Raw genomic sequence first — 23,629 nt, forward strand, 5'->3', positions numbered from 1 at the left:
CAAGCCGCCTACGCGGCAGCGCGCAGCCGCGGCGCGTGCGACTGCAGGGCGCCAAACAGGTCCTTGGGGTCGGGCAGCGCCGGCACCAGCGCGATCCGCTCGCCCAGGCCCAGCTCGGCCGCGGCGTCGTGCAGGAAGCGCAGCGCCGCGTAGTCCTCCAGCGCAAAGCCGACCGAGTCGAACACGGTGATCTGGCTATCCGCCGTGCGGCCGGGGCGGCGGGCCGCGAGCACCTCCCACAGCTCGGTCACCGGGAAGTCGGCCGGCAGCTGCTGGATGTCGCCCTCGATCCGGGTCTGCGGGGCGTATTCGACAAACACCTGCGCCTGGCGCAGCACGTCGGCGTGCAGCTCGGTCTTGCCCGGGCAATCGCCGCCCACCGCATTGATGTGCTGGCCCGGCGCGAGCATGTCGGCGGTCAGCAGGTTGGCGTGCGCCTTGTCGGCCGTGGCCGTGGTCACGATGTCGGCGCCCTGCGCGGCTTCGGCCGTGCTGCGGCAGGCCACGGTGCGCAGGCCGGTGCCTTGCAGGTTCCTGCGCAGCTTGGCGGTGGCTGCGGGGTCGGTGTCGAACAGGCGCAGGGTGTCGATGCCCAGCAGGTGGTGGAACGCCAGCGCCTGGAACTCGGCCTGCGCCCCGTTGCCGATGAGGGCCAGGGTGCGGCTGCCGCGCCGGGCCAGGGCCTGGGCCGCCACGGCCGACATGGCGGCCGTGCGCAAGGCCGTGGTGAATGTCAGCTCGCTGAGCAGCACCGGCAGGCCGGTCGCCACGTCGGCCAGCACGCCGAAGGCCATCACCGTGGGCAGCCCGTGCTGCAGGTTCTTGGGGTGGCCGTTGACGTACTTGAAGGCATAGCGGTGCGCGTCGGCCACGGGCATCAGCTCGATCACGCCGTCGCGCGAATGGCTGGCCACCCGGGCCGACTTGTCGAACGCTTCCCAGCGCAGGAAGTCTGCGCGCAGGTTGTCGGCAATGGCGCGCAGGCAATTTTCCAGGCCCCGGCGGCGGACCAGTTCGGCCACGTCGTGGGTGCTGAGGTACAGGGTGGGGGTAAGGGTGGGGGCGGGGGCATGGGAAGGCATGGCGGGTGTCTCCGGATCGGTTCAGCACAGTGTCGCCAGCCGCCGCAGCAAGGGGAATCGCCCAATGTGCGCACACTGCGCCGCCGCCTGAGCGCTGTGCCAGCGCAAACTGCCACTTTGCTCGGGGCCGGAAAGCCTGCCCAAGAAGCGGCCGGGCCGCAAGGGCGGCGGGGCCGCGCTATTCTTCGCACCTTTCCTTCGCACCTTTCCTTCGCACCTTCCCCCCGCACCTCCTGCCCCGCAGCGCTCCACCCCACCATGCAACCACCGCAAGTTCTCATCAGCGAAGTCGGCCCGCGCGACGGACTGCAGTCCGTGAAGGCCACCATGCCCACGGCGGACAAGCTCCGGTGGATCGACGCCCTGGTGGCGGCGGGGCTGCGCGAGATTGAGGTCGGCTCCTTCGTCCCCGCCCGGCTCCTGCCCCAGATGGCCGATGTGGCCGAGGTGGTGCGCCATGCGCTCACCCACCCCGGCATCACCGTCATGGCGCTGGCCCCCAACCTGCTCGGCGCCGAAGCGGCGCTGGCGGCCGGCGTGCACAAGGTCACGCTGCCGGTGTCGGCCAGCGCCGCCCATTCGCTGGCCAATGTGCGCAAGACGCGGGAAGCCATGGTCGAGGAGGTGCGCGCCGTGGTCCGCCTGCGCGATGAGCGGGCGCCGGATATGCGGGTGGAGGTGGGCCTGTCCACGGCCTTCGGCTGCACGCTGCAGGGCGAGGTGCCCGAGGACGATGTGCTCTGGCTCGCCGGGCTGTGCGCGGAAGCAGGCGCGGACGAGATCGGGTTGTCCGACACCACCGGCATGGCCAACCCGGCGCAGGTGCGCCGCCTCTTCACGCGCCTGCGTGCCGAACTGGGCGCCAAGGCCGGGGCGGCCCACCTGCACAACACGCGCGGCCTGGGCCTGGCCAATTGCCTGGCGGCCTACGACGTGGGGGTGCGCACGTTCGACGCTTCGCTGGGCGGGCTGGGCGGCTGCCCCTATGCACCCGGGGCCTCGGGCAATGTGGTGACGGAGGACCTGGTGTTCATGTTCGAGGCCATGGGCATTGCCACGGGCGTAGACCTGGAGCGCCTCGTGGCCGCGCGTGCGCCGCTGCAGGCCGGGCTGCCGGGCGAGCCGATCTATGGCATGACGCCCGAGGCGGGGTTGCCCAAGGGCTGGACCCAAGGCTGACGCACCGCCAGCGCAAGGAAAAAGGCGACCTCGGTCGCCTTTTTCTTGGGAGAGAACCGCGGTATCAGCTCAGCGAGGTGATCAGGTCCACGTACTGCTGCTTGGCCGCGTCGGCTTCGGTGCCCTTGAGCTTTTCCCATGCGTCCCACTTGGCGCGGCCCACCATGTCGGAGAAGCTGGGCTTCTTCTCGGTGTTGTCGCCCACGGTGGCCTGCTTGTACAGGGCGTAGATCTTGAGCAGCGTGGCGTTGTCGGGGCGCTCGCTGAGGTTCTTGGAATGGGCCACAGCGGCTTCGAAAGTGGCGTTCAGGTCGGCCATGTCGGTTGCTCCTTGGGTTCGGATGGGGGAGGGAAAGAACGGTGTCGGCAAGCGTTTGCTGCGTTGTATCTTACGGGCTGCGCACCGCTCTCAGCGGCGCCGTCCATAGAGGCAAGCCCCCAAAAAAACAACCACAACAGGTGTAGATCCGATGGTGACCCGCATCCCAGCCGCTTCCCAAGGCGCCCACGGCACCCATGCGACCGCCGCCGCGGCCCGCCCACCGCGCACCCCGGGCCTGCCGCCCGGCGCCCGCAAAGCCGCCACCGCCGTGAAAAAGAACGTGCGGCGCGCCGCCACCGGCATGCTCGGCCTGTCGGGCGAGCGCATGAGCAAGGTCGACACGGCCTGGCTGCGCATGGACTCGGACAGCAACCTCATGATGATCAACGGGGTGTGGACCCTGGCGCCGGGCATCACCTGGGCCGCCCTGTGCGAGCGGGTGGAGCAGCGGCTGCTGCAGTACCCGCGCTTTCGCCAGCGCGTACTGGAAGACGCGGCCGGCGCCACCTGGGTGGACGACCGCCACTTCGACCTGAGCGCCCATGTGCTGCGCGAAACCCTGCCCCACCACAAGGGCTGCAGCATGCAGCGCGCGCTGCAGGACCGGGTGGGCGAGCTGGCCATGCAGCCGCTGGACCCGCGCCGCCCGCTGTGGCAGATGCACCTGGTGGAGGACTTCGTGGGTGAGGACGGGCAGCCGGGCAGCGCGCTCATCGTGCGCATCCACCACTGCATTGCCGACGGCATCGCGCTGATCTCGGTCACCCTGTCCCTGGTCGACGGGGGCGCCGAGCCCCCCAAGCGCAGGCCCCGCGCCGGCAAGCTCGCCGCAACGGCCGAGGACTGGATTGCCGATGCCCTGATCAAGCCCTTCACCGGCCTGACGGTGAAGGCGCTCGACCTGGCCGGAGATGGCGCAGCGCGCTCGTTCAAGATGCTGGCCGCCCCGGAAAAGGCCGTGCACCACGGCCTGTCGGGCACGGCGGACATGGCGCGCGTGGCCTACCAGCTGGTCAGCGACGCGGCGGCGCTGGCGCTGATGCCCGACGACTCCACCACCCGCCTGAAGGGCCGGCCCGGCCGCGCCAAGCGCGTGGCCTGGTGCCCGCCCATTCCGCTGGACGAGGTCAAGGCCATTGGCCGGGCGCTGAACTGCTCGGTCAACGATGTGCTGCTGTCCTGCGTGGCGGGGGCCATCGGCGGCTACCTGCGCAGCCAGGGCGACGACCCCACGGGCCAGGAGATCCGCGCGATGATTCCGGTCAACCTGCGCCCCGTGGAAGAAGCCTGGAAGCTGGGCAACCGCTTCGGGCTGGTGCCGCTGGTGCTGCCCATCGGCGTGGCCAACCCCATCGAGCGGGTGTACGCGGTGCGCCAGCGCATGAATGCCCTCAAGGGCAGCACCCAGCCCCTGCTGGCGTTCGCCATGCTGGCGGCGGCGGGGCTGATGATCAAGCCCGCGCAGGACGCGCTGCTGAACCTGTTCGGCCGCAAGACCACGGCCGTGATGACCAACGTGCCCGGCCCCAAGGAGGCGCTCACGCTGTGCGGCGCGCGCGTCACGCAATGCATGTTCTGGGTGCCGCAGTCGGGCGACATCGGCCTGGGGGTGTCCATCCTGAGCTATGGCGGCGGCGTGCAGTTCGGCGTGATCACCGACACCACGCTGTGCCCCGAGCCGCAGCAGATCATCGACGCGTTTGCGCCGGAGTTCGCGCAACTGTCGCTGCTCACGCTAATGCTGCCCTGGGGCGAATGACTGGCGTGGCCCCTCTGCCGCTCCGGGCCTGGGCAGGCCGGGTGGGGTTGATCGTTTTGCTGCTGGGCCCCTGCGGCGCACACGCGGCGGTGGAGGAAGAAAACACCCAGCGGCCCTACGTGGTGCATGCCCAGCCCGGTGAGAGCCTGCGCGCGGCCTTGCATGCCGCCACCCCCATTGCGGTGGGTGGGCAGCGCTTTCACGGCTATACCCGCTGGAACGTGCGCTGGACCTTCCGCTGGTGGCGCGAAGCCTCCGGCCGCTGCGCGATCACCGAGGTCACCACCCGGCTGCACACCGAGGTGCAACTGCCGGAACTGCGGGCCGCGAGCCCCGAGCAACAAGCGGCTTTTGACCGGTACCTGCGGGCCCTGTCCGACCACGAACAAGGCCATGTGCGGATCGGCCGCGATGCCGCGCAGGCCATTGACCAGGGCATCCGCCAGATGCCTGCGGCACCCGACTGCGCCACGCTGGAGCGCGAGGCGAACGCCCTGGGGCGCCGGCTGCTGCAGGACCATGGGGCACGCGAGAAGCAATATGACCAGCGCACCCGCCACGGCGCCACCCAAGGCGCGCGGCTGGACTGATGACGCAGGCGGAGGCCGGAAGCGGTCTTAGCGCGTGCGCTGTGGAGGCTTTGCCGCCAGCCCATCCGTCAGACGGGACACCGCGGCCACCACCTCAGCCACGGGCTCGCCCATCTGCACACGCACGATGGCGCCCTCCACCACCAGGGTGAGCGCCTGCGCATCTTGCGCACTTCGCGCCGACGCTGGCAGCAAGCCCGCCAGCAACGCCGTCATGTCGCGCTTGTGGCGCCGCGCGATCTCCAGCACCTCGGGCACGGTGTCTCCCAGCTCGCTCACGCTGTTGATGAAGGCGCAACCCCGAAAGTGCTCGCTGCCCAACCATTCCGCCAGGGCGGGCGCCAAGGCCCGCGAGCGGTCCGCGCCTGCGGGCAGCGCGTGCGCATGGCGCTGCAGCGCGCCGGCAAACCAGGCCATCCAGCCCGTGTGCCGGTACTCCAGATACGCACAGATCAGGTCGTTCTTGCTCGGGAAATGCCGGTAGAAGGTTACCTTGGTCACGCCGGACTCCGCGATCACGCGGTCGATGCCCGTGGCGCGGATGCCATCCCGGTAGAACAGCGCGTGCGCCGTGTGCAGCAGGCGGTCCCGGGGGGGCAGGTCCTGCCAGCCGGGGGGGAGAGGATCAAAGGTCATTCGCCCATTGTAGACAAGTCTGTCTACATGGCTTTATGATGGCGAGTAGACAGACCTGTCTACATCTACCCTTCACCTTCGAGGTTCCCATGAAAACACGACCGCCCTTGCCCCCCTTTACCCAACACACTGCCGTACAGAAGGTGCGCCTGGCCGAAGACGGCTGGAACTCGCGCGACCCTGCCCGCGTGGCCCTGGCCTACACCGAGGACACACGCTGGCGCAACCGCGCCGAGTTCCCCGTGGGCCGCGAGGCTGCCCGGCAGCTGCTGGAGCGCAAGTGGGCGCGCGAGCTGGACTACCGCCTCATCAAGGAGCTGTGGGCGTTCAGCGGCCACCGCATCGCCGTGCGGTTTGCCTACGAATGGCATGACGACGCAGGCCAGTGGTACCGCAGCTACGGCAACGAGAACTGGGAGTTCAACGACGACGGCCTGATGGCCGTGCGCCACGCCAGCATCAACGACCGCCCCATCCAGGCCGCCGACCGGCTGTTCTTCTGGCCCCTGGGGCGCCGGCCGGACGACCATCCGGGGCTGAGCGACCTGGGGCTGTGAAACCCTTTGGCCGCATGCAGCGGCCAAAGGGAAGCGCCCGGGGGGCGTGCCCTCGCTCTGCCCGCCGCGCTCAGGTCGCAGAACAGGTAAAGCTCTCGGCCTTGGCCGGGTCGCCCGTGCCGTTGTAGCGGGGGAACTTCGGGTACTCGCACACCGGGCGCTGGGCCAAGGGTGTGGTGGTGCCCGGTGCGAACCGGGTGGCCACCAGCTTGTCGGGTGCAGCGCCCTTTTCCACCCAGGCGTCCATGGCGGCCAGCAGGTCGATGGAGCGCGGCTCGGTGCCCGCGCCGTCCAGGTCATGCCCGTTGGAAGGCGAGGTGACCATGCGCGCAAAGGTCTGCACCTTGCTGGCGCCCAGGCGCTGCTTCACCATGTCGAAGTATTCCGCCGTCCGGTACAGCGACACGCAGGTGTCGCCCAGGCCGTACCAGATCAGCAGCTTGCCGCCGTGGTCGGCAAAGGCAGCAATGTCCGGGTCGGTGCCGTCGATCATCTCGGCCAAGCGGCTGTACTGGGCCTGGTACAGGGTGGGGTCGTGGGTGAGGATGTTGGCGTTGGGGTTGCCCTCCACCAGGCGCGCGGCTTCCGTCACGGCCATGTGGTTGAAGGAATCGGGCGCGTCGAAGCTGGTGCCGAACATGTACGACTGCCAGTCCGAGGTAGACGCGCCGCCCCGGCCGTAGCGCGGGTAGCCCACGGCGCCGCGCGACAGGGTCACGGGGGTCTGGTGGTCGCTGTAGATAAGGCGGATGGATTCGATCTGGCCGGCCGTGAGGCAGCTGTCGTTGTCGGCGCCCTGGCACAGCAGCTCGGTGGGCACGTAGTGGCAGGCCTCGATGTTGCCGATGATGCCGTCCTTCAAGCCGTCGAGCTCGTCGCACGCTGCGGTTTCGGCCTTGGCATACAGCGCGATCTTGGCGGGGCTCATCCAGTTGTCGCGGCTCTTGAAGATGTGGCGCAGCACCGTGGGCCCCAGGTTGACCTGGTGCGCCTGCTGGGCGATGGCGGGCTCCATGGCCACCACGCCGTCGTAGTCCTTGGGGTACTTCTGCGTGGAAATGAGGCCGGACCGACCGCCGTTGGAATGGCCCATGTGGTAGCGCCGCGTGGGGCGCTTGCCGTAGAACTCGGTGGCGATGGCCGTGCCCACCTCCAGCACGAAATGGTTGGCATCGAACGCATGGTTGCGCAGCGCCACGTCGCTCTTGCCCCAGGCAAAGCCGCGGATCTGGTGGCCGGAGTCGGAGCTGATCTTCACGAACGGATTGGCGGACGGGCCCACCAGCTGCTGGTACCACGGGTCGTCGGTGGGGATGAAGCCGTCAAAGCCGCCGCCGCCGATGGTCAGCGTCTTGCCGTTCCACTGCGCCAGCGTGGGCAGCTCCACGGCCCAATGGATAGTGGACTCGGGCGAGGACACGATCTGCCCGCGCACGATGCACACGTCGGGCAACGTGCCCTCGGCCTTGCGCAGCTCAGTGGCCGTGACCTTGGCGCCGTGCGGCAGGGCGGTGGAGGTGTAGGCCGCGCAGGCTTCGGCCAGGGGCTTGCTGGCCAGCGGGGGACTGGCGTCGCCACCGCCGCCACAGGCCGCCAGCGCCAGCGCGGCCAGCAGGCTCAGGGTGCCGGTGCGCCGGTATCCGCCACGCGGGGACGGTGGGTTGCCAGGGCGTTGCGCCACGGCGGCGCGGGAAGGGTTCGGGAACATTGCAAAAGTCTCCTGGTATGGTTTTTTCAGGAGCCCGGGCTCGCGGGCTCCGGGGCGGACGATAGGAAAAGGGCGCGCGATTGCAGCCTCTGCAAATGCAGAGGGCCCGGGAAACTACCGAGCCGGCGCGGCTACACGGCGCGCAGCGCGGCGACCAGTTCCAGCTTGTTGCGCACCCCCAGCACCGCGTAGGCCGTGCGCAGGTAGGTGCGCACGGTGGCGGGCGTGAGGCCCAGGGCGCCTGCGATGTCCTTGTGCGAGCGCCCGTGCGCGTACAGCATGGCCGCGCTCAGCTCGCGCGGCGCCAGCGGGGACTTGGCGTGGCGCGAGGCCATGCGGATGGCCACCAGCGGACCGCAGGGCTCCAGCCGCAGCCGGCAGGGCTTGCTGCCGACGGCCAGGTTGCACGGGGCACCGGGCAGCGCCTGCACCAGCGCGGGCGGCAGGCGCGTGCCGCTCCAGCCGGGGTAGGCCTCGCCCAACGCCCGGCTGATGCGCAGGCCGGCAAACAGCAGCTCGCCGGACGGCTCGGCCAGCGCAAAGCTGTCCCACGGACGCCCGGGCGTGCCGCTGTGCAGGCGTTGCAGCAGCAGATGCCAGTGCTGCAGCAGGTGGGCGACAAACTCGCCAAACAGCACCGTCTCTGCCTCCGTGAACTCGGGACGCTGCTGCGGCCGGTACACCGAGACGAAGAACATCAGCCCGCTGTGCGGCAGCTCGGCCGTGAGGGCCATGCAGTGGTGCAGGCCGTGGCGCTGGCTGAACGCCGCCACCTGCGGGTGCTCGGGCACCTCCGGCGGCATGTCGCGCTCGCGGACCACACCACCCAGCCGGTGCATCGACAGCTGCGCAAAAGCGTCCACCGCGGCGAGCTCGTTCCACTCCTGGGCGAAGGTCCGGCTCAGGCCGATGCTGCCGTGCAGCCAGTTGCGGGGGCCGCCTTCCACGCCGCCCGCGGACACTTCGCCCCACCAGGCCGCGTCGAACGGCACCAGCCCGCGCAAGGTCTGCAAAGCCTGCTGCAGCAGTTCCTGCGGCGGGGCCTGCTGGGCAAGTTCCTGCAGCCGCAACAGGCTGCGGCTGAAGGTGCGCAGGCTGCGCAAGCCATCGGCTTCGGCAACGACCATGGTGTCTCCAGATTTTTTCCGGACATGGTAGCGGCCGCAGCTGCCGCCGGCACGGCGCCAGCTGCCCCGCAAAAGCTATCAAATTAATAGCTTCTTGCGCTTGCGGCACAAGCGTTGGAGGCACATTTCCTTAAAAAACCGGAAGCGTCTCCCGGTCGGAGCGCAGGGGCGGCCCCGCTCACCCGGCCAGGCCATCCACGGCCTGGAACAAGGCCTGGCGCGCCTGGCTGATGATCTGGCCCTTCCACTGCGGCGTGTCGGTGTAGAAGGCGGCCAGCATCTGCGCCTTGATCCGGGCGGCCTGTTCGGCAGGGGCTTCGGGGTGCAGGTTCAGCCACTGCTCTGCGCGGATCGCGTCCATCACCTCCAGCACGGGCACGGTGCCGTACTCCATGGCGATGCCGGTGTATTCGGCGTGGGGGCACTCGTCATAGATGGCGCCCCACATCAGCCCGGTGAGAAAGGCCGAGGTGGACGTGCCGTCGTAGATCGACGTGACGGGCGTGGCGCCGTTGCCGCCCCACCAGCGGCGGGTGCGGGCCACGGCCGCATCGTCATCGCGGCCGGCGTAGATGCGCTCGCCATGGCCGCTGGGGCCGAGGCCCGTGTGCAGGTCGATCCAGGCGATGCGCGACGCGATCGCGCCATGGCGGCGCAGCACCTGGCGCAGGGTGCGGTTGCTCCAGGTGGGCTCGGTGCCGCCAAAGAACAGCCCGTCCGGAAACTCGTGCTGCCCGCGCGAAATGGCGGCCTGCCATGCGGCCTCGCCCCGGGTGGCGATGTACTCCTGCACGGCCGCGGCGTTCTCGGGGCCCGGCGGCCAGTGCGGCGGCAGCAGCAGCGGGTGCACCTCGCGGTACGCCTCGTTCACCGGCAGCGGGCGCGAGAAGTCCTGGAAATTGCGGTTCAGGTCCACGTTTTCGTGGGTGAAGCGCCGCAGGTGCGAGAACCCGTAGGGATTGAGCGCATGGATGTACAGCGTGGCGACACCCGCCCCCCGGGCCTTGGCGCGCCACTCGGCATCGCGCAGCGCATAGACCTGCACGCCACTGCCGCAGTAGCCCTCGACGCCATGGCAGGCGCTGCTCACGATCAGCAGCCGGTCGGCCTGCGGCGGCCCGTCCAGGACCACGTCCATGGCCAGGTCTTCGCCGTCGCGCCCCTTGAGCGGGTGCAGGTGCGTCTCGATCGGCAACCCCGCTGTTGCCGCGGCCTCCAGGAACTGGGCGCGTGCGCGGGCGTAGGTGGGCGAAAAGGCTTCGGCGATACCGGTCATGGGCAGGGCTTTCTTCGGGCGGGTTGCGGAGGAAGCAGGGCAGACCGGGGCACGGACACCGTCAGGCGTGCCCTTTGGCGCCCCGGGGCGGCGGCGGCTTACGCCTTGCGGGCCGGCTGGGCCAGCCACGCCTGGGCCAGCTGGACCCAGTAGGTGGCCCCCAGCGGGATCAGGTCGTCGTTGAAGTCGTAGCTCGGGTTGTGCAGCATGCAGGGGCCGCCGCCGTGGCCCATCTCGCGGTGGGTGCCGTCGCCGTTGGCGATGAAGCAGTACGCCCCGGGCTTGGCCTGCAGCATGTAGGCAAAGTCTTCGGCGCCCATGGTGGGCTCCTGCACCAGCACCTTGTCTTCTCCCACGATGCCGGCCATCACCCTGCGCGCAAACTCGGCCTCGGCCGGCGAGTTCACGGTGGGCGGGTAGTTGCGCACGAACTCGAATTCGCAGGTGGCATCGTGCGCGGCGCAGTGGTGCTCGGCGATCTGGCGCATGCGCTTTTCAATGAGGTCCGTCACCTCGGTGGTGAAGGTGCGCACCGTGCCCTGCAGCTCGACGCTGTCGGGCACCACATTGGAGGCCTCGCCCGCATGGATCATGGTGACCGAAATCACGCCGGCGTCCACGGGCTTCTTGTTGCGGCTGATGATGGTCTGGAAGGCCTGCACCATGCCGCAGGCGATCGGCACCGGGTCGATGCCCGTGTGCGGCAGCGCGGCATGGCCGCCCTTGCCGCGCAGGGTGATCTTGAATTCGCTGGTGGAGGCCATCACCGGGCCGGGGCTCACGGCAAAGGTGCCCACCGGCATGCCGGGCCAGTTGTGCATGCCGTACACGGCTTCCATGGGGAACTGCTCGAACAGGCCGTCCTCGATCATCACGCGGGCGCCGCCGCCGCCTTCTTCGGCCGGCTGGAAGATGAGGTACACGGTGCCGTCGAAATCGCGGTGCTTGGCAAAGTGCTGCGCCGCCCCCAGCAGCATGGCCACATGGCCGTCGTGGCCGCAGGCGTGCATCTTGCCCGGGTGCTGGCTGGCGTGGGCGAAGGTGTTGAACTCCTGCATGGGCAAGGCGTCCATGTCGGCGCGCAGGCCGATCGCCCGGCCATTGGCGCCACCGTCCCGCCCCTTCACGATGCCCACCACGCCGGTCTTGCCCAGGCCCCGGTGGATGGGGATGCCCCACTCGGTGAGCTTTTGCGCCACCACGTCGGCCGTGCGCACCTCTTCAAAGCACAGCTCGGGGTGGGCGTGAATGTCCCGGCGCACCGCAGCGATACCTGCGGCTTGCGTGACGATGGAATCGATAACGTTCATGATATGCATCCTTACGATCTCACAGTCTAGCCCGCCGGCCGTGCATTGCGCCACCCCGGGTTTATTTGCACCGCAACATGACGCTTTCCCCGCACGCCCTTGAACTTGCGCAAACCCTGGTGCGCATGAACACCGTCAGCCAGAACTCGAATTTGGAGCTGATCCACTTCCTCCGCGACCATCTCGCGAAGCTTGGTGTGAAGAGCCGCCTCACCTTCAACGAAAGCAAGACCAAGGCCAACCTGTTCGCCACGCTGGGCGAGGGCAAGCCCGCGGGCGTCATCCTCTCGGGCCACACCGACACCGTGCCCTGGGACGGCCAGGACTGGACCCTGGACCCGCTGAGCGCCCTGGTGAAGGACGGCCCGGAGGGCCCCAGCCTTTACGGGCGGGGCAGCGCGGACATGAAGGCCTTCATCGGCATCGCCGTGTCGCAGGCCGAGCAGTTCCTGAACAGCAACGCCCCCTTCGCCGTCCACTACGCCTTCAGCTACGAGGAGGAGATCGGCTGCTTTGGCGTGCGGGAGCTGATTGCCGACCTGCGCGATGCCGGCATCCAGCCGCTGGCCTGCATCGTGGGCGAGCCCACCAGCATGGTGCCCGCCATCGCGCACAAGGGTGTGTACCGCTACAAGTGCTGCGTGCGCGGCAAGGAAGCGCACTCCTCGCTCACGCCGCACTCGGTCAACGCCATTGAGATGGCGGCGCGCGTGGTGGGCCGCCTGCGGGACATGGGGGAAGGCTTCGAGCGCGAAGAGCCGCGGTTCGAGGGCTTTGACGTGCCGTTCTCCACCACCAGCGTGGGCCAGTTCCACGGCGGCATCGCCGACAACGTGGTGCCGCGCGATGCCGAGTTCCGCTACGAATTCCGCGACCTGCCCACGGCCAACGCCGCGCAGATGCAGGCCGAGGTGGTGGCCTACGCGCGATCGCTGGAACCCGCGATGAAGAAGGTGGCGCCCGCAGCGGGCTTCGACTTCGAGACCATCTGCGAGATCCCCAGCTTCCTGGGCCGCCAGGACGACCCGGTGACGCGCCTGGCCCAGAAGCTCTCGGGCGAAAAAGGCACCACGCTGGTGGCCTTCGGCACCGAAGCGGGCCTGTTCAAGAACGCCGGCATCCCCACCGTGGTGTGCGGGCCCGGCAGCATCCGCCAGGCGCACCAGCCCGACGAATACGTGAGCCTGGAGCAGCTTGCGCGCTGCGAGGCGTTCATGCAAGGGCTGGCGCGCACCGCATCCATCGACTGAGAGGCCGCCGCTAGGACGGCGACGGCAGCACAAAAAACACGAAGCCCGCAACGGGCGCGCAGCGCCTCAGCGAGGCCTCAAGTCTTGACGCGCCCGTCGCCGGTCAGCATGGACATTTCCACGAATTTCGATGCCGCGTGGCTGGTGGCGCTGAACGACACCGGAAAGCCCGCAATGACCTGGCTGCCCAGGGCCTCGGTGCCGGTAATGAAGCTCTCGCGCGTGATCTTGCCGCTGGCCTGCGCCTGCCGCAGCCCCTCCGCAAAGATGCGTGCCGCCAAGTAGCCCTCCATGCTGGAGTAGTTGGGCTGCACCTTGTCGCCGCCCTTCTTGATGGCCTCCAGGAATTCCCGCGTGATGGGCCGTGACGGCTGGTAGGGCGAGGGCACCACCTGCGAGACCACCACGCCCGCGCCGTCCTTGCCCAGCGCGTCGGCCAGGGCCTGCGTGCCCACGAACGACACGTTGTAGAAGGTGCCGCCATAGCCCGCCTTGCGCGCCGCCCGCACGAAGGCCGCGGCCGAGGCGTAGGCCGTGATCTGGATGACCGCGTCGGGCGCCGCGGGCGCCAGCTTTTCCACGGCGGCCTTCACGTCGGTGGAATTGCGCTCCACCGTGGCCGTGGCCACGGGGGCCAGCTTGAGTTCGGCCAGCGCGCGCATCACCCCGTCCAGCCCGGCCTTGCCGTAGGCATCGTTCTGGTGGAACACCGCGATTTTGCGCAGGCCCAGGTTGGTGAGCTGGCGCACGATGAGCGCCGTCTCGTCGTAGTACGAAGCGCGCACGTGAAAGATCAGCCGGTTGAAGGGCTGGCGCAGCGACTCGGCCCCCGTGAACGGCCCGAAGAAGGGCACCTTGTCCTTGGTGAACAGAGGCAGCGCCGCCATGCTGGTGGGCGTGCCGATGTAGCCGAACAGCGCAAAAACGTCGTCCGCAATCAGCTTGCGGGTGTTCTCGGCGCAGCGGTCGGGCTCATAGCCATCGTCCAGCGTGCGGATTTCCACCGTGCGCCGGCCCACCCCGCCCTGGGCGTTCAACTGCTCAAAAAACAGCTGGGCCCCCTGATGAAACTGCACCCCCAGCTGCGCGGCGGGGCCGGTGAACGGCGCCGACTGGCCCAGCACGATGCGCCCCTCGCCCTGCGCGCGCACCAGCCCGGCCCCTGCCAGCGCTGCCGCGCCCAGGCCCACGGAAAACTGCCTGCGTCCCCAACCCGCTTGGTTCATGGTGAAATCCCTGCTCTTGTGAATCGAGGGCATCCCTCCGCCCTGCCGGATAGGCAGGCATCCCGGACGGTGCCCACCTATGAACGCCCGTTCCAACCCCGACGGCAGTTTACGATCAAGACACAAAGATGCCCACATCCAGCCCCGCAATAGCCCTGCAAGCCGCCCCGACACCGGTGCGCGGCGCCTGCCCCCACGACTGCCCGGACACCTGCGCCCTGCTTACCACGGTGGACGAGCACGGGGTAGCGACGCGGGTGCAGGGCAACCCCGACCACCGCCACACCGACGGCGCGCTGTGCGCCAAGGTGAGCAAGTACACCGAGCGCACGTACCACCCGGAGCGGGTGCTGACCCCGCTCAAGCGCACCGGCCCCAAGGGCAGCGGCCAGTTCACCCCCGTGGGCTGGGACGAAGCGCTGGCCGACATTGCGCAGCGCCTGCAGGCGATTGCGGCCCGCGCCCCCGAGGCCATCCTGCCCTACAGCTACGCCGGCACCATGGGCATGGTGCAGGGCGAGAGCATGGACCGCCGCTTCTTCCACCAGCTGGGCGCCTCGCAGCTGGACCGCACCATCTGTGCGTCGGCGGGCGCCGAGGCGCTCACGCAGACGCTGGGCGGCAAGGTGGGCATGAAGGTGGAGTTCTTTGCCGAATCGCAGCTCATCCTCATCTGGGGCAGCAACTCCATCGGCAGCAACCTGCACTTCTGGCGCTATGCCCAGCAGGCCAAGCGCAATGGCGCGAAGCTGGTGTGCATCGACCCGCGCAAGAGCGAGACGGCCGACAAGTGCCATGAGCACATTGCCCTGCGGCCCGGCACCGATGCCGCACTGGCCCTGGCGCTGATGCACGAGCTGATCGTGAACGACTGGCTGGACCACGACTACATCGCCCGCCACACGCTGGGCTGGGAGCCCTTGCGCGAACGCGCCCTGCAGTGGCCGCCCGAGCGCGCGGCCGAGGTGTGCGGCATTCCCGCGGAGCAGATTCGCCAGCTCGCCAAGGACTACGGCACCACGAAGCCCGCCGCCATTCGCCTGAACTACGGCATGCAGCGCGTGCGCGGCGGCGGCAATGCGGTGCGCGCCGTGGCCTGCCTGCCGGCGCTGACGGGCGCCTGGCGCCACCGTGCGGGCGGGGTGCTGCTGTCCAGCTCAGGCCAGTTCCCTGCGCAGCGGGGTGTGCTGCAGCGGCCGGACCTGATGCCCGGCGGCAAGACGCCCCGCACCCTCAACATGTCCACCATTGGCAACGACCTGCTGCGCGAGGCCTCGCCAGCGTTTGGCCCCCAGGTGGAGGCCATCGTGGTCTACAACAGCAACCCCATGGCGGTAGCGCCCGAGTCCGGCAAGGTGGTGCAAGGCTTTGCGCGGGAGGATTTGTTCACCGTGGTGCTGGAGCACTTTCGCACCGATACGGCCGACTACGCCGACTACCTCCTGCCCGCCACCACGCAGCTGGAGCACTGGGACGTGCACCTCTCCTACGGCCACACCGACGTGCTGCTCAACCGCCCGGCGATTGCGCCGCTCGGCGAGGCGCGCAGCAACGCACAGATCTTCCGCGACCTGGCCGCGCGCATGGGCTTCACCGAGCCCTGCTTTGCCGACAGCGACGAGGCCCTGTGCCGCCAGGCGTTTGGCGACGCGGTCGATTACGCTTTGCTAGAAAGCCAGGGCTTTGCCACGCTGGCGCTGCCCGATGCGCCCTTTGCCGACGGCAACTTCCCCAGCCCCAGCGGCAAATGCGAGTTCTACAGCGCCCGCCTGGCCGCGCAGGGGCTGGACGGCCTGCCCGACCACCTGCCCAACCACGAACTGCAGGGCACGGACGCCCGCTACCCGCTGGCCATGATCTCGCCGCCCGCGCGCAACTTCTTGAACTCCACCTTCGTGAACGTGCAAAGCCTGCGCACCCTCGAAGGCCGCCCGGTGCTGGAGATCCACCCCGACGACGCCGAGGCCCGCGGCATTGGCAACGACGCCGTGGTGCGCGTGTTCAACGACCGGGGCAGCTACCTGTGCCACGCGGTGGTCTCGCGCCGCGCGCGGCCCGGCGTGGTCAACGGCCTGGGAATCTGGTGGCGCAAGTTCGGGCTGAACGGCACCAACGTGAACGAGCTAACCAGCCAGGCCCTCACCGACCTGGGCCGCGCCCCCACGTTCTACGACTGCCTGGTCGAGGTGCAGGCGCACGCGGGCGCCTAGGGATGCTTACATGGACGTCTCCAGAAGAGCAAGCTTCGGTGGCGTGAAGGTCTGAAGGGTTTGCAGTCTTACATACGGCCTGTCGGTGCAGGGTTTTCGTCCTGCTGGCCCTGATGGCATTCGCGGGTGAGGATCCTGTCTGCATATCGGGCTTTGATGCCCTTGATCCCTATCGGATTAACCCCACCCCGGTTTGACCTGTTGACCCATCACACAAGCTTCTTGTGTGCTCTCCTTCAAACGGTGTCTGGCGCTTGGTGTGTTCAGACCATCGTTGGGTCCTAGGCTGCAGCGCGGTCAACCGGATTCCATCTCACCGGGTCGAAGGCCTTGCCTTTGACCAGGACCGCCCAAGCTGTTCGGGCCAGTTTGTTGGCCAGTGCTGCGACCACCACGCTGTAGGGGCGGCGCAGTAACAGCCGCTCGATCCAGCCGCTTCGCTGACTTCTGGCAATGACGGCGCGAGCGCCGTGCATCAGCAGGGTCCTCACATAGGGGTCGCCGCGTTTGGAGATCCCCAACTGCCGGGTCTTCCCGCCAGTGCCAGTCTGTCGGGGCGTCAGACCCAGCCAGGCGGCAAACTGCCTGCCTGAATCGAAGCTGGACAGGTCGGTCGCTGTGGACACCAAGGCTGTCGCGGTCAACGCACCGATGCCGGGGATGGCTTGCAGTGCCTGCATGTGCTGGTTCTGCTGGACCATCGAAGCCAGGCGTTTGTCCAACTGGTCGATATCGGCCTGCAGGCCGTCAATGCGACGCAGTTGATCCTGAACGCTGACAACCACCACCTCGGGAAGCCTCGCCTGTTCCTGGGCTTTGGCCAGTTCGTCGTGAATGTGCTTGAGCAACACACGATGCCCCTCGGGCAGAACGATACCGAACTCGTAGAGCAAGCCGCGCAACGCGTTGGTTTGCATGATGCGCACCTTCATGAGCTGAGCACGCATGCGGTGCAGGGTCAGACAGGCTTGCTGCTGCTCGTTCTTGACCGGAACGGCCTTGATGTGAGGTTGCTAGGCCGCCACCCAGATGGCCTGGGCATCACGGGCATCGGTCTTGTCGCGCAGGACAAAGGGACGGACATGTCTGGCAGGCAGCAGCTTCACTTCATGCCCCAATGCCTGCAGCGTTCTGGCCCAATGGTGTGCACCGCCACAGGCCTCCAGTGCAACGAGCGACTTCTGACGGTTGGCAAAGAATGTGGTCACCCGGTCACGCCTGAGTTTGTGTCGTGTGACCTCGCCGGTCTCTGCGTGCGTGACGTGCAGCTGGAACACGTTCTTGGCAATATCCATTCCGATGACTGGCAGCGTTGCGGTAGATTGCATGGTGGGGCCTCCGGTTCAGTGGTTGCGACGAACTTCCACTTTGGCACTTTGATGCCGTTACCGCGAGGCCCCACCTTGCAACGTGGTCTGGGGCCTGCGCCATCAACGGCGGTTTAGGTGGAGACGTCCATGCCATCTGCACGAATCCCCGCGCCGTGGGCATCTGCGGACTCGGGCGGTCTGCTGCGTTGCAAATCCTCGCAATAGCTACGGCTATTGCTGCGTTTTACGCCTTGCAGCCCATCCCGATCCGCAGTGCACACTTTCCGCTCGATTCGTGCAGAGCATCCCTAGCGCGCCGGATTGCCCCGGGGCCCTGGGGCGCGGCGCTCATCGGCGTTCATGCCACGGCCGCGCGGGGCGCTGGCCCCGCCAGCAGGCCCAGATCGGCCAACGCCTGGCGCACCGCCTGATCGAACGGGGTGCGCGGCTCCTCGCCCAGCAAGGCGCACAGGCGGGTGTTGTCCAGCCGGTGCGGGGTGCGCCACAGGTAGCGCATCGCCGCGAGAGCCCCCAGGGTGGGCACGACCCACCCCGCCAGGCGCAGCAGCGGCCAGGGCATGCGGCCCACGCGCAGCGCCCCCGACGCCGGCAGCCAGCCCTGCTCGGCAGCGATGGCGGCGAAGCTGTGCAGCCACTGCTGCGCCGAGACGGTGTGGCCGGCAAAGTGCAGGCATTCAAAGGGCGCCAGACGGTCCCGCTCCTGCGTCACCCGCACGAAGGCACGCGCCAGGTCCGGCAGGTAGGCCCAGGGCGTGGCGACATCCAGCGGCCCGGGCCAGGTGACGCGGCCGCGCGGCAGGTCCTTGGCGATGGCCAGGTCGAGCCAGCTGCCGGTGCCGCTGCCAAAAAAATCGCCCGCGCGCAGCACCACCGCGCGCATGCGCCCGTCGCGGGTTGCCTCGGCCAGGCGCTGCTCCAGCGTGACGCGCATGCGGCCCATGAACCCGGTGGCGGCCTGGGGGGTGTCCTCCCGCAGCACGGGCGGCATGGCCTCGCCGAAGTTATAGACATTGCCCGGCAGCATCAGCGTGGCGTGCAGCTCCCGGGCCACGGCGATCGCCGCGTCCATGAGGCCGGGCGCCTGCGCGCGCCAGGCCTTGTGCGTGTAGGCCGGGTTGAGCGCGTGCACCACCACGGTGGCGCCCCGCGCCTGCGCGGCCAGGGCCGCGGTGTCGTGCACCGCGGCCGGCAGCCACCACACGCCGGCAATGGCCGGCAGGGCCTGGCTGCGCGCGCCCGGCCGCACCTGGGCCAGCACCTGCCACCCGGCCTGCGCAAAGGCGCGCGCGGCGGCCAGCCCGAGGCGGCCGCGCGCGCCGAGGATCAGCACGGTCTGGGCGTTGTCGTGCGGGAGCGGGGTGGAAGGCATGGTGGTTTCTCCAGAAATGAGGGACTGCACGCGGCAGCACAGGCGCCATTGTGGAAACCTCCCGGCGGCCACACAATTGCCTAACTTCCCATACCAGGTATTCATATTCATATAACGCAGCTCCGTGCGCATGACCTCTTCCCCTTTCAACTGGAGCCTGGTGCAATCGTTTTTGGCCGCGCTGGACCAAGGCAGCCTGCTGGGGGCGGCGCGCGTGCTGCGCACCAGCCAGCCCACCGTGGGCCGCCATATCGCGGAGCTGGAAACCCAGCTGGGCGTGGTGCTGTTCGAACGCACCGGGCGGGGCCTGCAGCCCACGCCCACAGCCCTGCAGCTGGCCGAGTCCGCCCGGACCATGGAGGCCGGGGCGCACCAGCTGGCGCGCAGCGTGTCGGGCGCCGAGGCGGGCGTGGCGGGCACGGTGCGCATCACGGCCAGCCAGCCGGTGGCCTGCGTGCTGCTGCCACCCGTGCTCGCGCGCATGCGGCAGGCGCTGCCCGACGTGCAGGTGGAGCTGGTGGCCAGCAACGAGGTCACCAACCTGCTGCGCCGCGAGGCCGACATTGCCCTGCGCATGGTGCGGCCCGACCAGGCCAGCCTGGTGGCCCGGCGCATCGGCACCGTGACGCTGGGCGCCTACGCCCACCGCGACTACCTGCGCCGCAAGGGCACGCCCCGGCAGCCGTCGGACCTGCTGCAGCACGAGCTGGTGGGCGCGGACCGCAATGAGGACATCCTGCGCGGCTTCACGGCCCTGGGCACGGCCGTCGAGCGCCAGCACTTTGCGTTCCGCACCGACGACCTCATGGCCTACTGGGAAGGCGTGCGCGCCGGGCTGGGCATTGGTTTCGTGGCCGACTACGTGGCCCGCACCGACCCCGGCGTGGTGCCCGTGCTGCCCCAGCTGCCCCTGCCGGAGCTGCCCATCTGGCTGACCGTGCACCGCGAAATCCGCACCAGCCGCAGGATCCGGGCGGTGTACGATTTTCTGGCGCAGGAGGTGCCGCAGGGGCTGTGAAACCCCGCCCTCGTGCCATCGCCCCACCCACGCCGGCGTGCGGCCCGGCGGCTGCTAGCATGCCGGTTGCATCTTTCCACCCTTTTCCACGCTGTGTCCGCCGCGCCCAAGGAAGCCCCGTGACCCTTCTGTCATCCCCCCTGCCGCGCCTGCTCCCGGGCGCCCCGCTGCGGCCCCTGGTCCTTGCCGGCCTGGCCGTACTGTGCAATGCCGCCGTGCCGGTGCTGGCCCAGGACAGCTCGCGCATTGCCCGCGTCACCGTGTACCCCGGCAGCGCCACCGTGGAGCGGGTGGCCCGGGTGCCGGCGGGGGCGCGCAGCCTTACCCTGGCCTGCCTGCCGGCCTCGCTGGACGCGCAAAGCCTGCAGATCAACGCGGACCCGGCCGTGCGGGTGGGCGAATTCAACGTGCTGACGGAAGACCGCGACGTGGTGAGCGCCTGCGCCAGCCCGCTGGACGGCCGCATCCGCGAGCTGGAGGACCAGATTGCCGGCGTGAAGGCCGAGGTCTCCGCCCTGCAGCTGGTGGACAGCTACCTGCGCAGCGTGGCCGGCAGCCATGTGCCGGACGACGCCGCCCCGGCCCGCAACGCGCCGGCGCCGGGGGCCGCGCAGATCACCGCCACGGCCGAGGTGCTGCGCAAGTCGGGGCAGGACGCCTTCGCCCGCACCCACCAGCTGCAGCGCAAGCAGCAGGCGCTGGAGCTGGCCCTGAAGCCCCTGGTGGCCGAGCGCGACCGCGTGGCTAGCCAGCGGGCGCGGGTGGTGTCGGTCACCATCAACCTCGCCACCGAGCGCGAGGCCGAGCTGCGCCTGTCCTACCAGGTGCGCGGCCCCGGGTGGCAGCCCACCTACCGCGCCACGCTGGACGCCGCCAAGTCCACGGTGCTGATCGAGCGCCAGGCGCTGGTGGCCCAGAACAGCGGCGAAGACTGGAGCCAGGTGCAGCTGACCCTGTCCACCGGCCAGCCGGGCCGCGCCACGCAGGGCCGGCTGCCCCGCCCCTGGACGCTGGACGTGGAAGCCCCCGTGCCGCAGGCCATGCCGGCCGCGCCCGCCATGGCACTGGAGGCGGTGCCGGCGCCCGCCCCGCTGGCGCGGGCGCGCAATGCGGCCGACGAGCCCCTGCCCACCTTTGACGTGAGCACCTTCGACAAGGGTTTTGCCACGGAGTTTGCCGTGCCGCAGCGCATCACGGTGCCCTCCAGCGGCCAGCGCGTGACGCTGGCCCTGGGCAGCCTCACGGCCCCCGCCACGCTGCTCACGCGCGCAGCACCCGCGGTGGAAGAGGCGGCGTATCTGGTGGCCTACCTGGCGCAGCCGCCCGGGGTGTGGCCTGCCGGGCCGGCGGGTCTGTACCGCGACGGGGCCTTTGTCGGCAACGGGCGCGTGGACTTTGGCACGCCCAGCGCCGGGGCGCCGCAGGGCAGCACCAGCCTGTCGTTCGGGCGGGACGAGCTGGTGACCGTGCGCGCCGAGGCGCCGCAGGATCTCACCGGCAGCGCCGGATTCACCGGCGCGCGCACCGAGCGCAAGACGCGCCGGACCTACAGCGTGGAAAACCACCACAAGAGCGCCATCACGCTGCAGGTGCTGCACGCCGCCCCGGTGTCGCGCCATGAGAAGATTGAGGTCGAATCCCGCTACCAGCCCGAGCCGACCGACACGGCCTGGAACCGCACGCCCGGCATGGTGGCCTGGCAGCAGCCCCTGGCGGCGGGCGCCACGGCGCAGTTCACGGCCGAGCACACCCTGCGCTACCCCAAGGACATCGCGCTGCGGGAACGCCAGTGACGGCGCCGCGCCACACCGCCCTCTTTCCTCTCTTTCCACCACCACGTTCACTGCCATGAGCTACCAACACATCCTTGTCGCCGTCGACGGCAGCCCCACCGCCGACCAGGCCGTTGCGCAGGCCGCCGACCTCGCGCAGGCCACGGGCGGGCGCATCCGGCTGCTGAACGTGATGGACCCGATCGCCCACATCAGCGGCTTTGAACAGCCGCAGGTCTACCAGCAGGAGGTGCTGCCCCGGCTGCGCCGCGCCGGCGAAGCCCTGCTGGACGCCGCCCGCACCCAGGTGGCGCGCCGCGGCGTGCCGGTGGACACCGTGCTGCTCGAAAACCTGGATGCGCGGGTGGCCGAGCTGGTGGTGGACCACGCCCGCAGCTGGGGCGCGGACCTGATCGTGCTGGGCACGCACGGCCGCCGCGGCCTGGCGCGCGTGCTGATGGGCAGTGACGCCGAGCAGATCGCGCGCACCGCGCCGGTGCCGGTGCTGCTGGTGCGCCAGCAGGCCCCGCAGGGCGGGCAGGCCTGACGCCCCTGGCCCACGCACGCCCCCGCTCCCGCAGCGCTGCCCGTCTGCACGGCCCTTTCGGTTGCTTTTTCTTCCGCGCACGCTACCGCCCCGATTCCCTCTGCTTCCGCTGCCATGTCCGCCTCTCCCGCCCTGCGCCCCAGCGTGCGCTTCCTGCTCGCCCACCCGGCCCATTTCATCGCGCTGGGGTTCGGCGCCGGCCTGGCGCCCAAGGCGCCGGGCACGGTGGGCACGCTGTGGGCCTGGCTCAGCTACCTGGTGCTGCACCAGTGGCTGTCCCCCCTGCAGATGGGCGCGGTGATCGCCGCCAGCACCCTGGTGGGGTGGTGGGCCTGCACCACCACCGCGCGCCACCTGGGCGTGGCCGACCCCGGTGCCGTGGTGTGGGACGAGGTGGTGGCCTTCTGGGCGGTGCTGTGGCTGGCCATGCCCATGGGCTTCTGGGGCCAGGGGGTGGCCTTCGCGCTGTTTCGCTTCTTTGACGCGGCCAAGCCCGGCCCGGTGGGCTGGGCCGACGGCCTCTTCAAGGGCTTTGGTTGGCGCGGCGGCTGGGGTATCTTGTGGGACGACTTTGTGGCAGCCTTCTGCACCTTGCTGGTCATCGCGCTGTGGAGGTTTTTTTGATGGCAACCGTTCCACTATCAAAAAGTGAGCTGTCCGCGCTTGATGCACAAGCGCTAGAGGCCAATTTGACCCAAATCTCCCTGCGGCTGCTGCAGCAGCGCCGCATGCTGGCCACCGCCGAAAGCTGCACGGGCGGCATGATCGCCGCCGCCTGCACCGACCTGCCGGGCTCCAGCGAGTGGTTCGAGCGCGGCTTCGTCACCTATTCCAACGCCGCCAAGACCCAGATGCTGGGCGTGCCTGCCGCACTCATCGAGCAGGAAGGCGCCGTGAGCGAAGCCGTGGCCCGCGCCATGGCCGATGGCGCCCTGGCCCGCTCGCAGGCCCAGGTGAGCCTGGCCGTGACGGGCGTGGCCGGCCCCACGGGGGGCAGCGAGGCCAAGCCCGTGGGGACCGTGTGGTTTGCCTGGTGCGTGGGCGGCGCCACCCACAGCGAGGTGCAGCACTTCGCCGGCGACCGCGCCGCCATCCGCGCGGCCACGGTGCGCTACGCGCTGCAGCGGCTGCTGGGCTGGCTGCCGGCCTGAGCCGCACCCGGCCACCGCCCCCGGCCCTCTGGCTCCCTGGCCCCTTCTCCCAAGCCGTCAACCGGCTCCAGGCGCCGTGCATTTGTTCACGCGCACGGCCGCTCCACGCCGGCCGCGGCGCGCCACGGCCGGGCAGCGTTCCTAGAATCCGCCGCTTCGCACGCCGTGCAGCGCGCGCCGCCCGCTGCCGGGCAGGCGCCGTGCCGGCG

Annotated in this window: 20 protein-coding genes and 1 pseudogene; 11 read left to right on the plus strand and 10 right to left on the minus strand. The window is 69.6% G+C overall.

The window, feature by feature from the left end:
* Positions 1 to 8: 8 nt before the first annotated feature.
* Positions 9 to 1,082: an ornithine cyclodeaminase gene (locus LWW96_RS15625; RefSeq protein WP_291488576.1), complete on the minus strand. Its 1,074-nt coding sequence runs from the start codon at positions 1,080 to 1,082 to the stop codon at positions 9 to 11.
* Between the two features lie 258 nt (positions 1,083 to 1,340).
* On the opposite strand from LWW96_RS15625, the gene LWW96_RS15630 reads away from it, so the two are divergent.
* Complete coding sequence (locus LWW96_RS15630) at positions 1,341 to 2,261, plus strand: hydroxymethylglutaryl-CoA lyase (protein ID WP_291488578.1); 921 nt, start codon at positions 1,341 to 1,343, stop codon at positions 2,259 to 2,261.
* A 64-nt stretch (positions 2,262 to 2,325) separates the two neighbouring features.
* Here the strand turns inward: LWW96_RS15630 and LWW96_RS15635 are convergent, their stop codons facing one another.
* Entirely contained in the window at positions 2,326 to 2,580 is a 255-nt protein-coding gene (locus tag LWW96_RS15635; protein WP_291488581.1) for an acyl-CoA-binding protein, read from the minus strand.
* A gap of 151 nt (positions 2,581 to 2,731) precedes the next feature.
* On the opposite strand from LWW96_RS15635, the gene LWW96_RS15640 reads away from it, so the two are divergent.
* Both LWW96_RS15640 and LWW96_RS15645 read left to right on the plus strand, forming a co-directional pair.
* On the plus strand, positions 2,732 to 4,342 hold the full coding sequence (locus tag LWW96_RS15640; protein ID WP_291488583.1) for a wax ester/triacylglycerol synthase family O-acyltransferase: 1,611 nt from the start codon (positions 2,732 to 2,734) through the stop codon (positions 4,340 to 4,342).
* A gap of 5 nt (positions 4,343 to 4,347) precedes the next feature.
* Entirely contained in the window at positions 4,348 to 4,932 is a 585-nt protein-coding gene (locus LWW96_RS15645) for a DUF922 domain-containing protein (RefSeq protein ID WP_291488585.1), read from the plus strand.
* Positions 4,933 to 4,959: 27 nt separating this feature from the next.
* Here the strand turns inward: LWW96_RS15645 and LWW96_RS15650 are convergent, their stop codons facing one another.
* Positions 4,960 to 5,568 carry a TetR/AcrR family transcriptional regulator gene (locus LWW96_RS15650; RefSeq protein ID WP_291488587.1) on the minus strand — a complete coding sequence of 203 codons (609 nt, stop codon included), beginning with the start codon at positions 5,566 to 5,568 and terminating at the stop codon, positions 4,960 to 4,962.
* Positions 5,569 to 5,657: 89 nt separating this feature from the next.
* Here LWW96_RS15650 and LWW96_RS15655 point away from each other — a divergent pair, with 89 nt between their 5' ends.
* Positions 5,658 to 6,125: a nuclear transport factor 2 family protein gene (locus LWW96_RS15655; protein ID WP_291488589.1), complete on the plus strand. Its 468-nt coding sequence runs from the start codon at positions 5,658 to 5,660 to the stop codon at positions 6,123 to 6,125.
* A gap of 70 nt (positions 6,126 to 6,195) precedes the next feature.
* Here the strand turns inward: LWW96_RS15655 and LWW96_RS15660 are convergent, their stop codons facing one another.
* The 4 genes from LWW96_RS15660 to LWW96_RS15675 all read right to left on the minus strand — a co-directional run bounded on the left by LWW96_RS15660 (position 6,196) and on the right by LWW96_RS15675 (position 11,546).
* Positions 6,196 to 7,833 (minus strand): tannase/feruloyl esterase family alpha/beta hydrolase, encoded by a 1,638-nt coding sequence (locus LWW96_RS15660; protein ID WP_291488591.1) that lies wholly within the window; start codon positions 7,831 to 7,833, stop codon positions 6,196 to 6,198.
* 131 nt (positions 7,834 to 7,964) lie between these two features.
* Positions 7,965 to 8,960: a helix-turn-helix transcriptional regulator gene (locus LWW96_RS15665; protein WP_291488593.1), complete on the minus strand. Its 996-nt coding sequence runs from the start codon at positions 8,958 to 8,960 to the stop codon at positions 7,965 to 7,967.
* Positions 8,961 to 9,138: 178 nt separating this feature from the next.
* Entirely contained in the window at positions 9,139 to 10,236 is a 1,098-nt protein-coding gene (locus LWW96_RS15670) for a M14 family metallopeptidase (RefSeq protein ID WP_291488595.1), read from the minus strand.
* Between the two features lie 98 nt (positions 10,237 to 10,334).
* A complete protein-coding gene (locus LWW96_RS15675; protein ID WP_291488596.1) occupies positions 10,335 to 11,546 on the minus strand; it encodes a M20 aminoacylase family protein in 1,212 nt (403 codons plus the stop codon).
* Between the two features lie 77 nt (positions 11,547 to 11,623).
* Between LWW96_RS15675 and argE the strand changes: the two genes are divergently transcribed.
* Positions 11,624 to 12,796 carry an acetylornithine deacetylase gene (argE, locus tag LWW96_RS15680; protein WP_291488597.1) on the plus strand — a complete coding sequence of 391 codons (1,173 nt, stop codon included), beginning with the start codon at positions 11,624 to 11,626 and terminating at the stop codon, positions 12,794 to 12,796.
* A 77-nt stretch (positions 12,797 to 12,873) separates the two neighbouring features.
* Here the strand turns inward: argE and LWW96_RS15685 are convergent, their stop codons facing one another.
* On the minus strand, positions 12,874 to 14,022 hold the full coding sequence (locus LWW96_RS15685; protein WP_291488598.1) for an ABC transporter substrate-binding protein: 1,149 nt from the start codon (positions 14,020 to 14,022) through the stop codon (positions 12,874 to 12,876).
* A gap of 128 nt (positions 14,023 to 14,150) precedes the next feature.
* Here LWW96_RS15685 and LWW96_RS15690 point away from each other — a divergent pair, with 128 nt between their 5' ends.
* Positions 14,151 to 16,232 (plus strand): molybdopterin oxidoreductase family protein, encoded by a 2,082-nt coding sequence (locus LWW96_RS15690; RefSeq protein WP_291488599.1) that lies wholly within the window; start codon positions 14,151 to 14,153, stop codon positions 16,230 to 16,232.
* Positions 16,233 to 16,513: 281 nt separating this feature from the next.
* On the opposite strand, the pseudogene LWW96_RS15695 reads toward LWW96_RS15690, so the two are convergent.
* Positions 16,514 to 17,560 (minus strand): annotated as a pseudogene (locus LWW96_RS15695) (IS110 family transposase).
* A gap of 340 nt (positions 17,561 to 17,900) precedes the next feature.
* The gene (locus LWW96_RS15700) at positions 17,901 to 18,932 is read right to left on the minus strand and encodes an NAD-dependent epimerase/dehydratase family protein (RefSeq protein ID WP_291488600.1); all 1,032 of its coding nucleotides are present in this window, start codon (positions 18,930 to 18,932) and stop codon (positions 17,901 to 17,903) included.
* 130 nt (positions 18,933 to 19,062) lie between these two features.
* Between LWW96_RS15700 and LWW96_RS15705 the strand changes: the two genes are divergently transcribed.
* The 5 genes from LWW96_RS15705 (at position 19,063) to LWW96_RS15725 (ending at position 23,420) form a co-directional block, all read left to right on the plus strand.
* A complete protein-coding gene (locus LWW96_RS15705; protein WP_291488602.1) occupies positions 19,063 to 19,950 on the plus strand; it encodes a LysR family transcriptional regulator in 888 nt (295 codons plus the stop codon).
* A 191-nt stretch (positions 19,951 to 20,141) separates the two neighbouring features.
* The gene (locus LWW96_RS15710) at positions 20,142 to 21,743 is read left to right on the plus strand and encodes a DUF4139 domain-containing protein (RefSeq protein ID WP_291488635.1); all 1,602 of its coding nucleotides are present in this window, start codon (positions 20,142 to 20,144) and stop codon (positions 21,741 to 21,743) included.
* A 55-nt stretch (positions 21,744 to 21,798) separates the two neighbouring features.
* Positions 21,799 to 22,269 (plus strand): universal stress protein, encoded by a 471-nt coding sequence (locus tag LWW96_RS15715; RefSeq protein WP_291488604.1) that lies wholly within the window; start codon positions 21,799 to 21,801, stop codon positions 22,267 to 22,269.
* Positions 22,270 to 22,383: 114 nt separating this feature from the next.
* The gene (locus tag LWW96_RS15720) at positions 22,384 to 22,893 is read left to right on the plus strand and encodes a phosphatidylglycerophosphatase A (RefSeq protein WP_291488606.1); all 510 of its coding nucleotides are present in this window, start codon (positions 22,384 to 22,386) and stop codon (positions 22,891 to 22,893) included.
* Positions 22,893 to 23,420 carry a CinA family protein gene (locus tag LWW96_RS15725; protein WP_291488608.1) on the plus strand — a complete coding sequence of 176 codons (528 nt, stop codon included), beginning with the start codon at positions 22,893 to 22,895 and terminating at the stop codon, positions 23,418 to 23,420. The genes LWW96_RS15720 and LWW96_RS15725 overlap by 1 nt, the downstream gene beginning before the upstream one ends.
* Positions 23,421 to 23,629: the final 209 nt, after the last annotated feature.

Origin of the sequence: Acidovorax sp., from assembly GCF_021287135.1 — a bacterium.
Taxonomy (GTDB): Bacteria; Pseudomonadota; Gammaproteobacteria; order Burkholderiales; family Burkholderiaceae_C; genus Acidovorax.

Bases quoted from the DNA above. Each gene is read 5' to 3' on its own strand.
- LWW96_RS15625 (WP_291488576.1), bottom strand. From the start codon at position 1,082: ATGCCTTCCCATGCCCCCGCCCCCACCCTTACCCCCACCCTGTACCTC.
- LWW96_RS15630 (WP_291488578.1), top strand. From the start codon at position 1,341: ATGCAACCACCGCAAGTTCTCATCAGCGAAGTCGGCCCGCGCGACGGA.
- LWW96_RS15635 (WP_291488581.1), bottom strand. From the start codon at position 2,580: ATGGCCGACCTGAACGCCACTTTCGAAGCCGCTGTGGCCCATTCCAAG.
- LWW96_RS15640 (WP_291488583.1), top strand. From the start codon at position 2,732: ATGGTGACCCGCATCCCAGCCGCTTCCCAAGGCGCCCACGGCACCCAT.
- LWW96_RS15650 (WP_291488587.1), bottom strand. From the start codon at position 5,568: ATGACCTTTGATCCTCTCCCCCCCGGCTGGCAGGACCTGCCCCCCCGG.
- LWW96_RS15655 (WP_291488589.1), top strand. From the start codon at position 5,658: ATGAAAACACGACCGCCCTTGCCCCCCTTTACCCAACACACTGCCGTA.
- LWW96_RS15660 (WP_291488591.1), bottom strand. From the start codon at position 7,833: ATGTTCCCGAACCCTTCCCGCGCCGCCGTGGCGCAACGCCCTGGCAAC.
- LWW96_RS15665 (WP_291488593.1), bottom strand. From the start codon at position 8,960: ATGGTCGTTGCCGAAGCCGATGGCTTGCGCAGCCTGCGCACCTTCAGC.
- LWW96_RS15670 (WP_291488595.1), bottom strand. From the start codon at position 10,236: ATGACCGGTATCGCCGAAGCCTTTTCGCCCACCTACGCCCGCGCACGC.
- LWW96_RS15675 (WP_291488596.1), bottom strand. From the start codon at position 11,546: ATGAACGTTATCGATTCCATCGTCACGCAAGCCGCAGGTATCGCTGCG.
- argE (WP_291488597.1), top strand. From the start codon at position 11,624: ATGACGCTTTCCCCGCACGCCCTTGAACTTGCGCAAACCCTGGTGCGC.
- LWW96_RS15685 (WP_291488598.1), bottom strand. From the start codon at position 14,022: ATGAACCAAGCGGGTTGGGGACGCAGGCAGTTTTCCGTGGGCCTGGGC.
- LWW96_RS15690 (WP_291488599.1), top strand. From the start codon at position 14,151: ATGCCCACATCCAGCCCCGCAATAGCCCTGCAAGCCGCCCCGACACCG.
- LWW96_RS15700 (WP_291488600.1), bottom strand. From the start codon at position 18,932: ATGCCTTCCACCCCGCTCCCGCACGACAACGCCCAGACCGTGCTGATC.
- LWW96_RS15705 (WP_291488602.1), top strand. From the start codon at position 19,063: ATGACCTCTTCCCCTTTCAACTGGAGCCTGGTGCAATCGTTTTTGGCC.
- LWW96_RS15715 (WP_291488604.1), top strand. From the start codon at position 21,799: ATGAGCTACCAACACATCCTTGTCGCCGTCGACGGCAGCCCCACCGCC.
- LWW96_RS15720 (WP_291488606.1), top strand. From the start codon at position 22,384: ATGTCCGCCTCTCCCGCCCTGCGCCCCAGCGTGCGCTTCCTGCTCGCC.
- LWW96_RS15725 (WP_291488608.1), top strand. From the start codon at position 22,893: ATGGCAACCGTTCCACTATCAAAAAGTGAGCTGTCCGCGCTTGATGCA.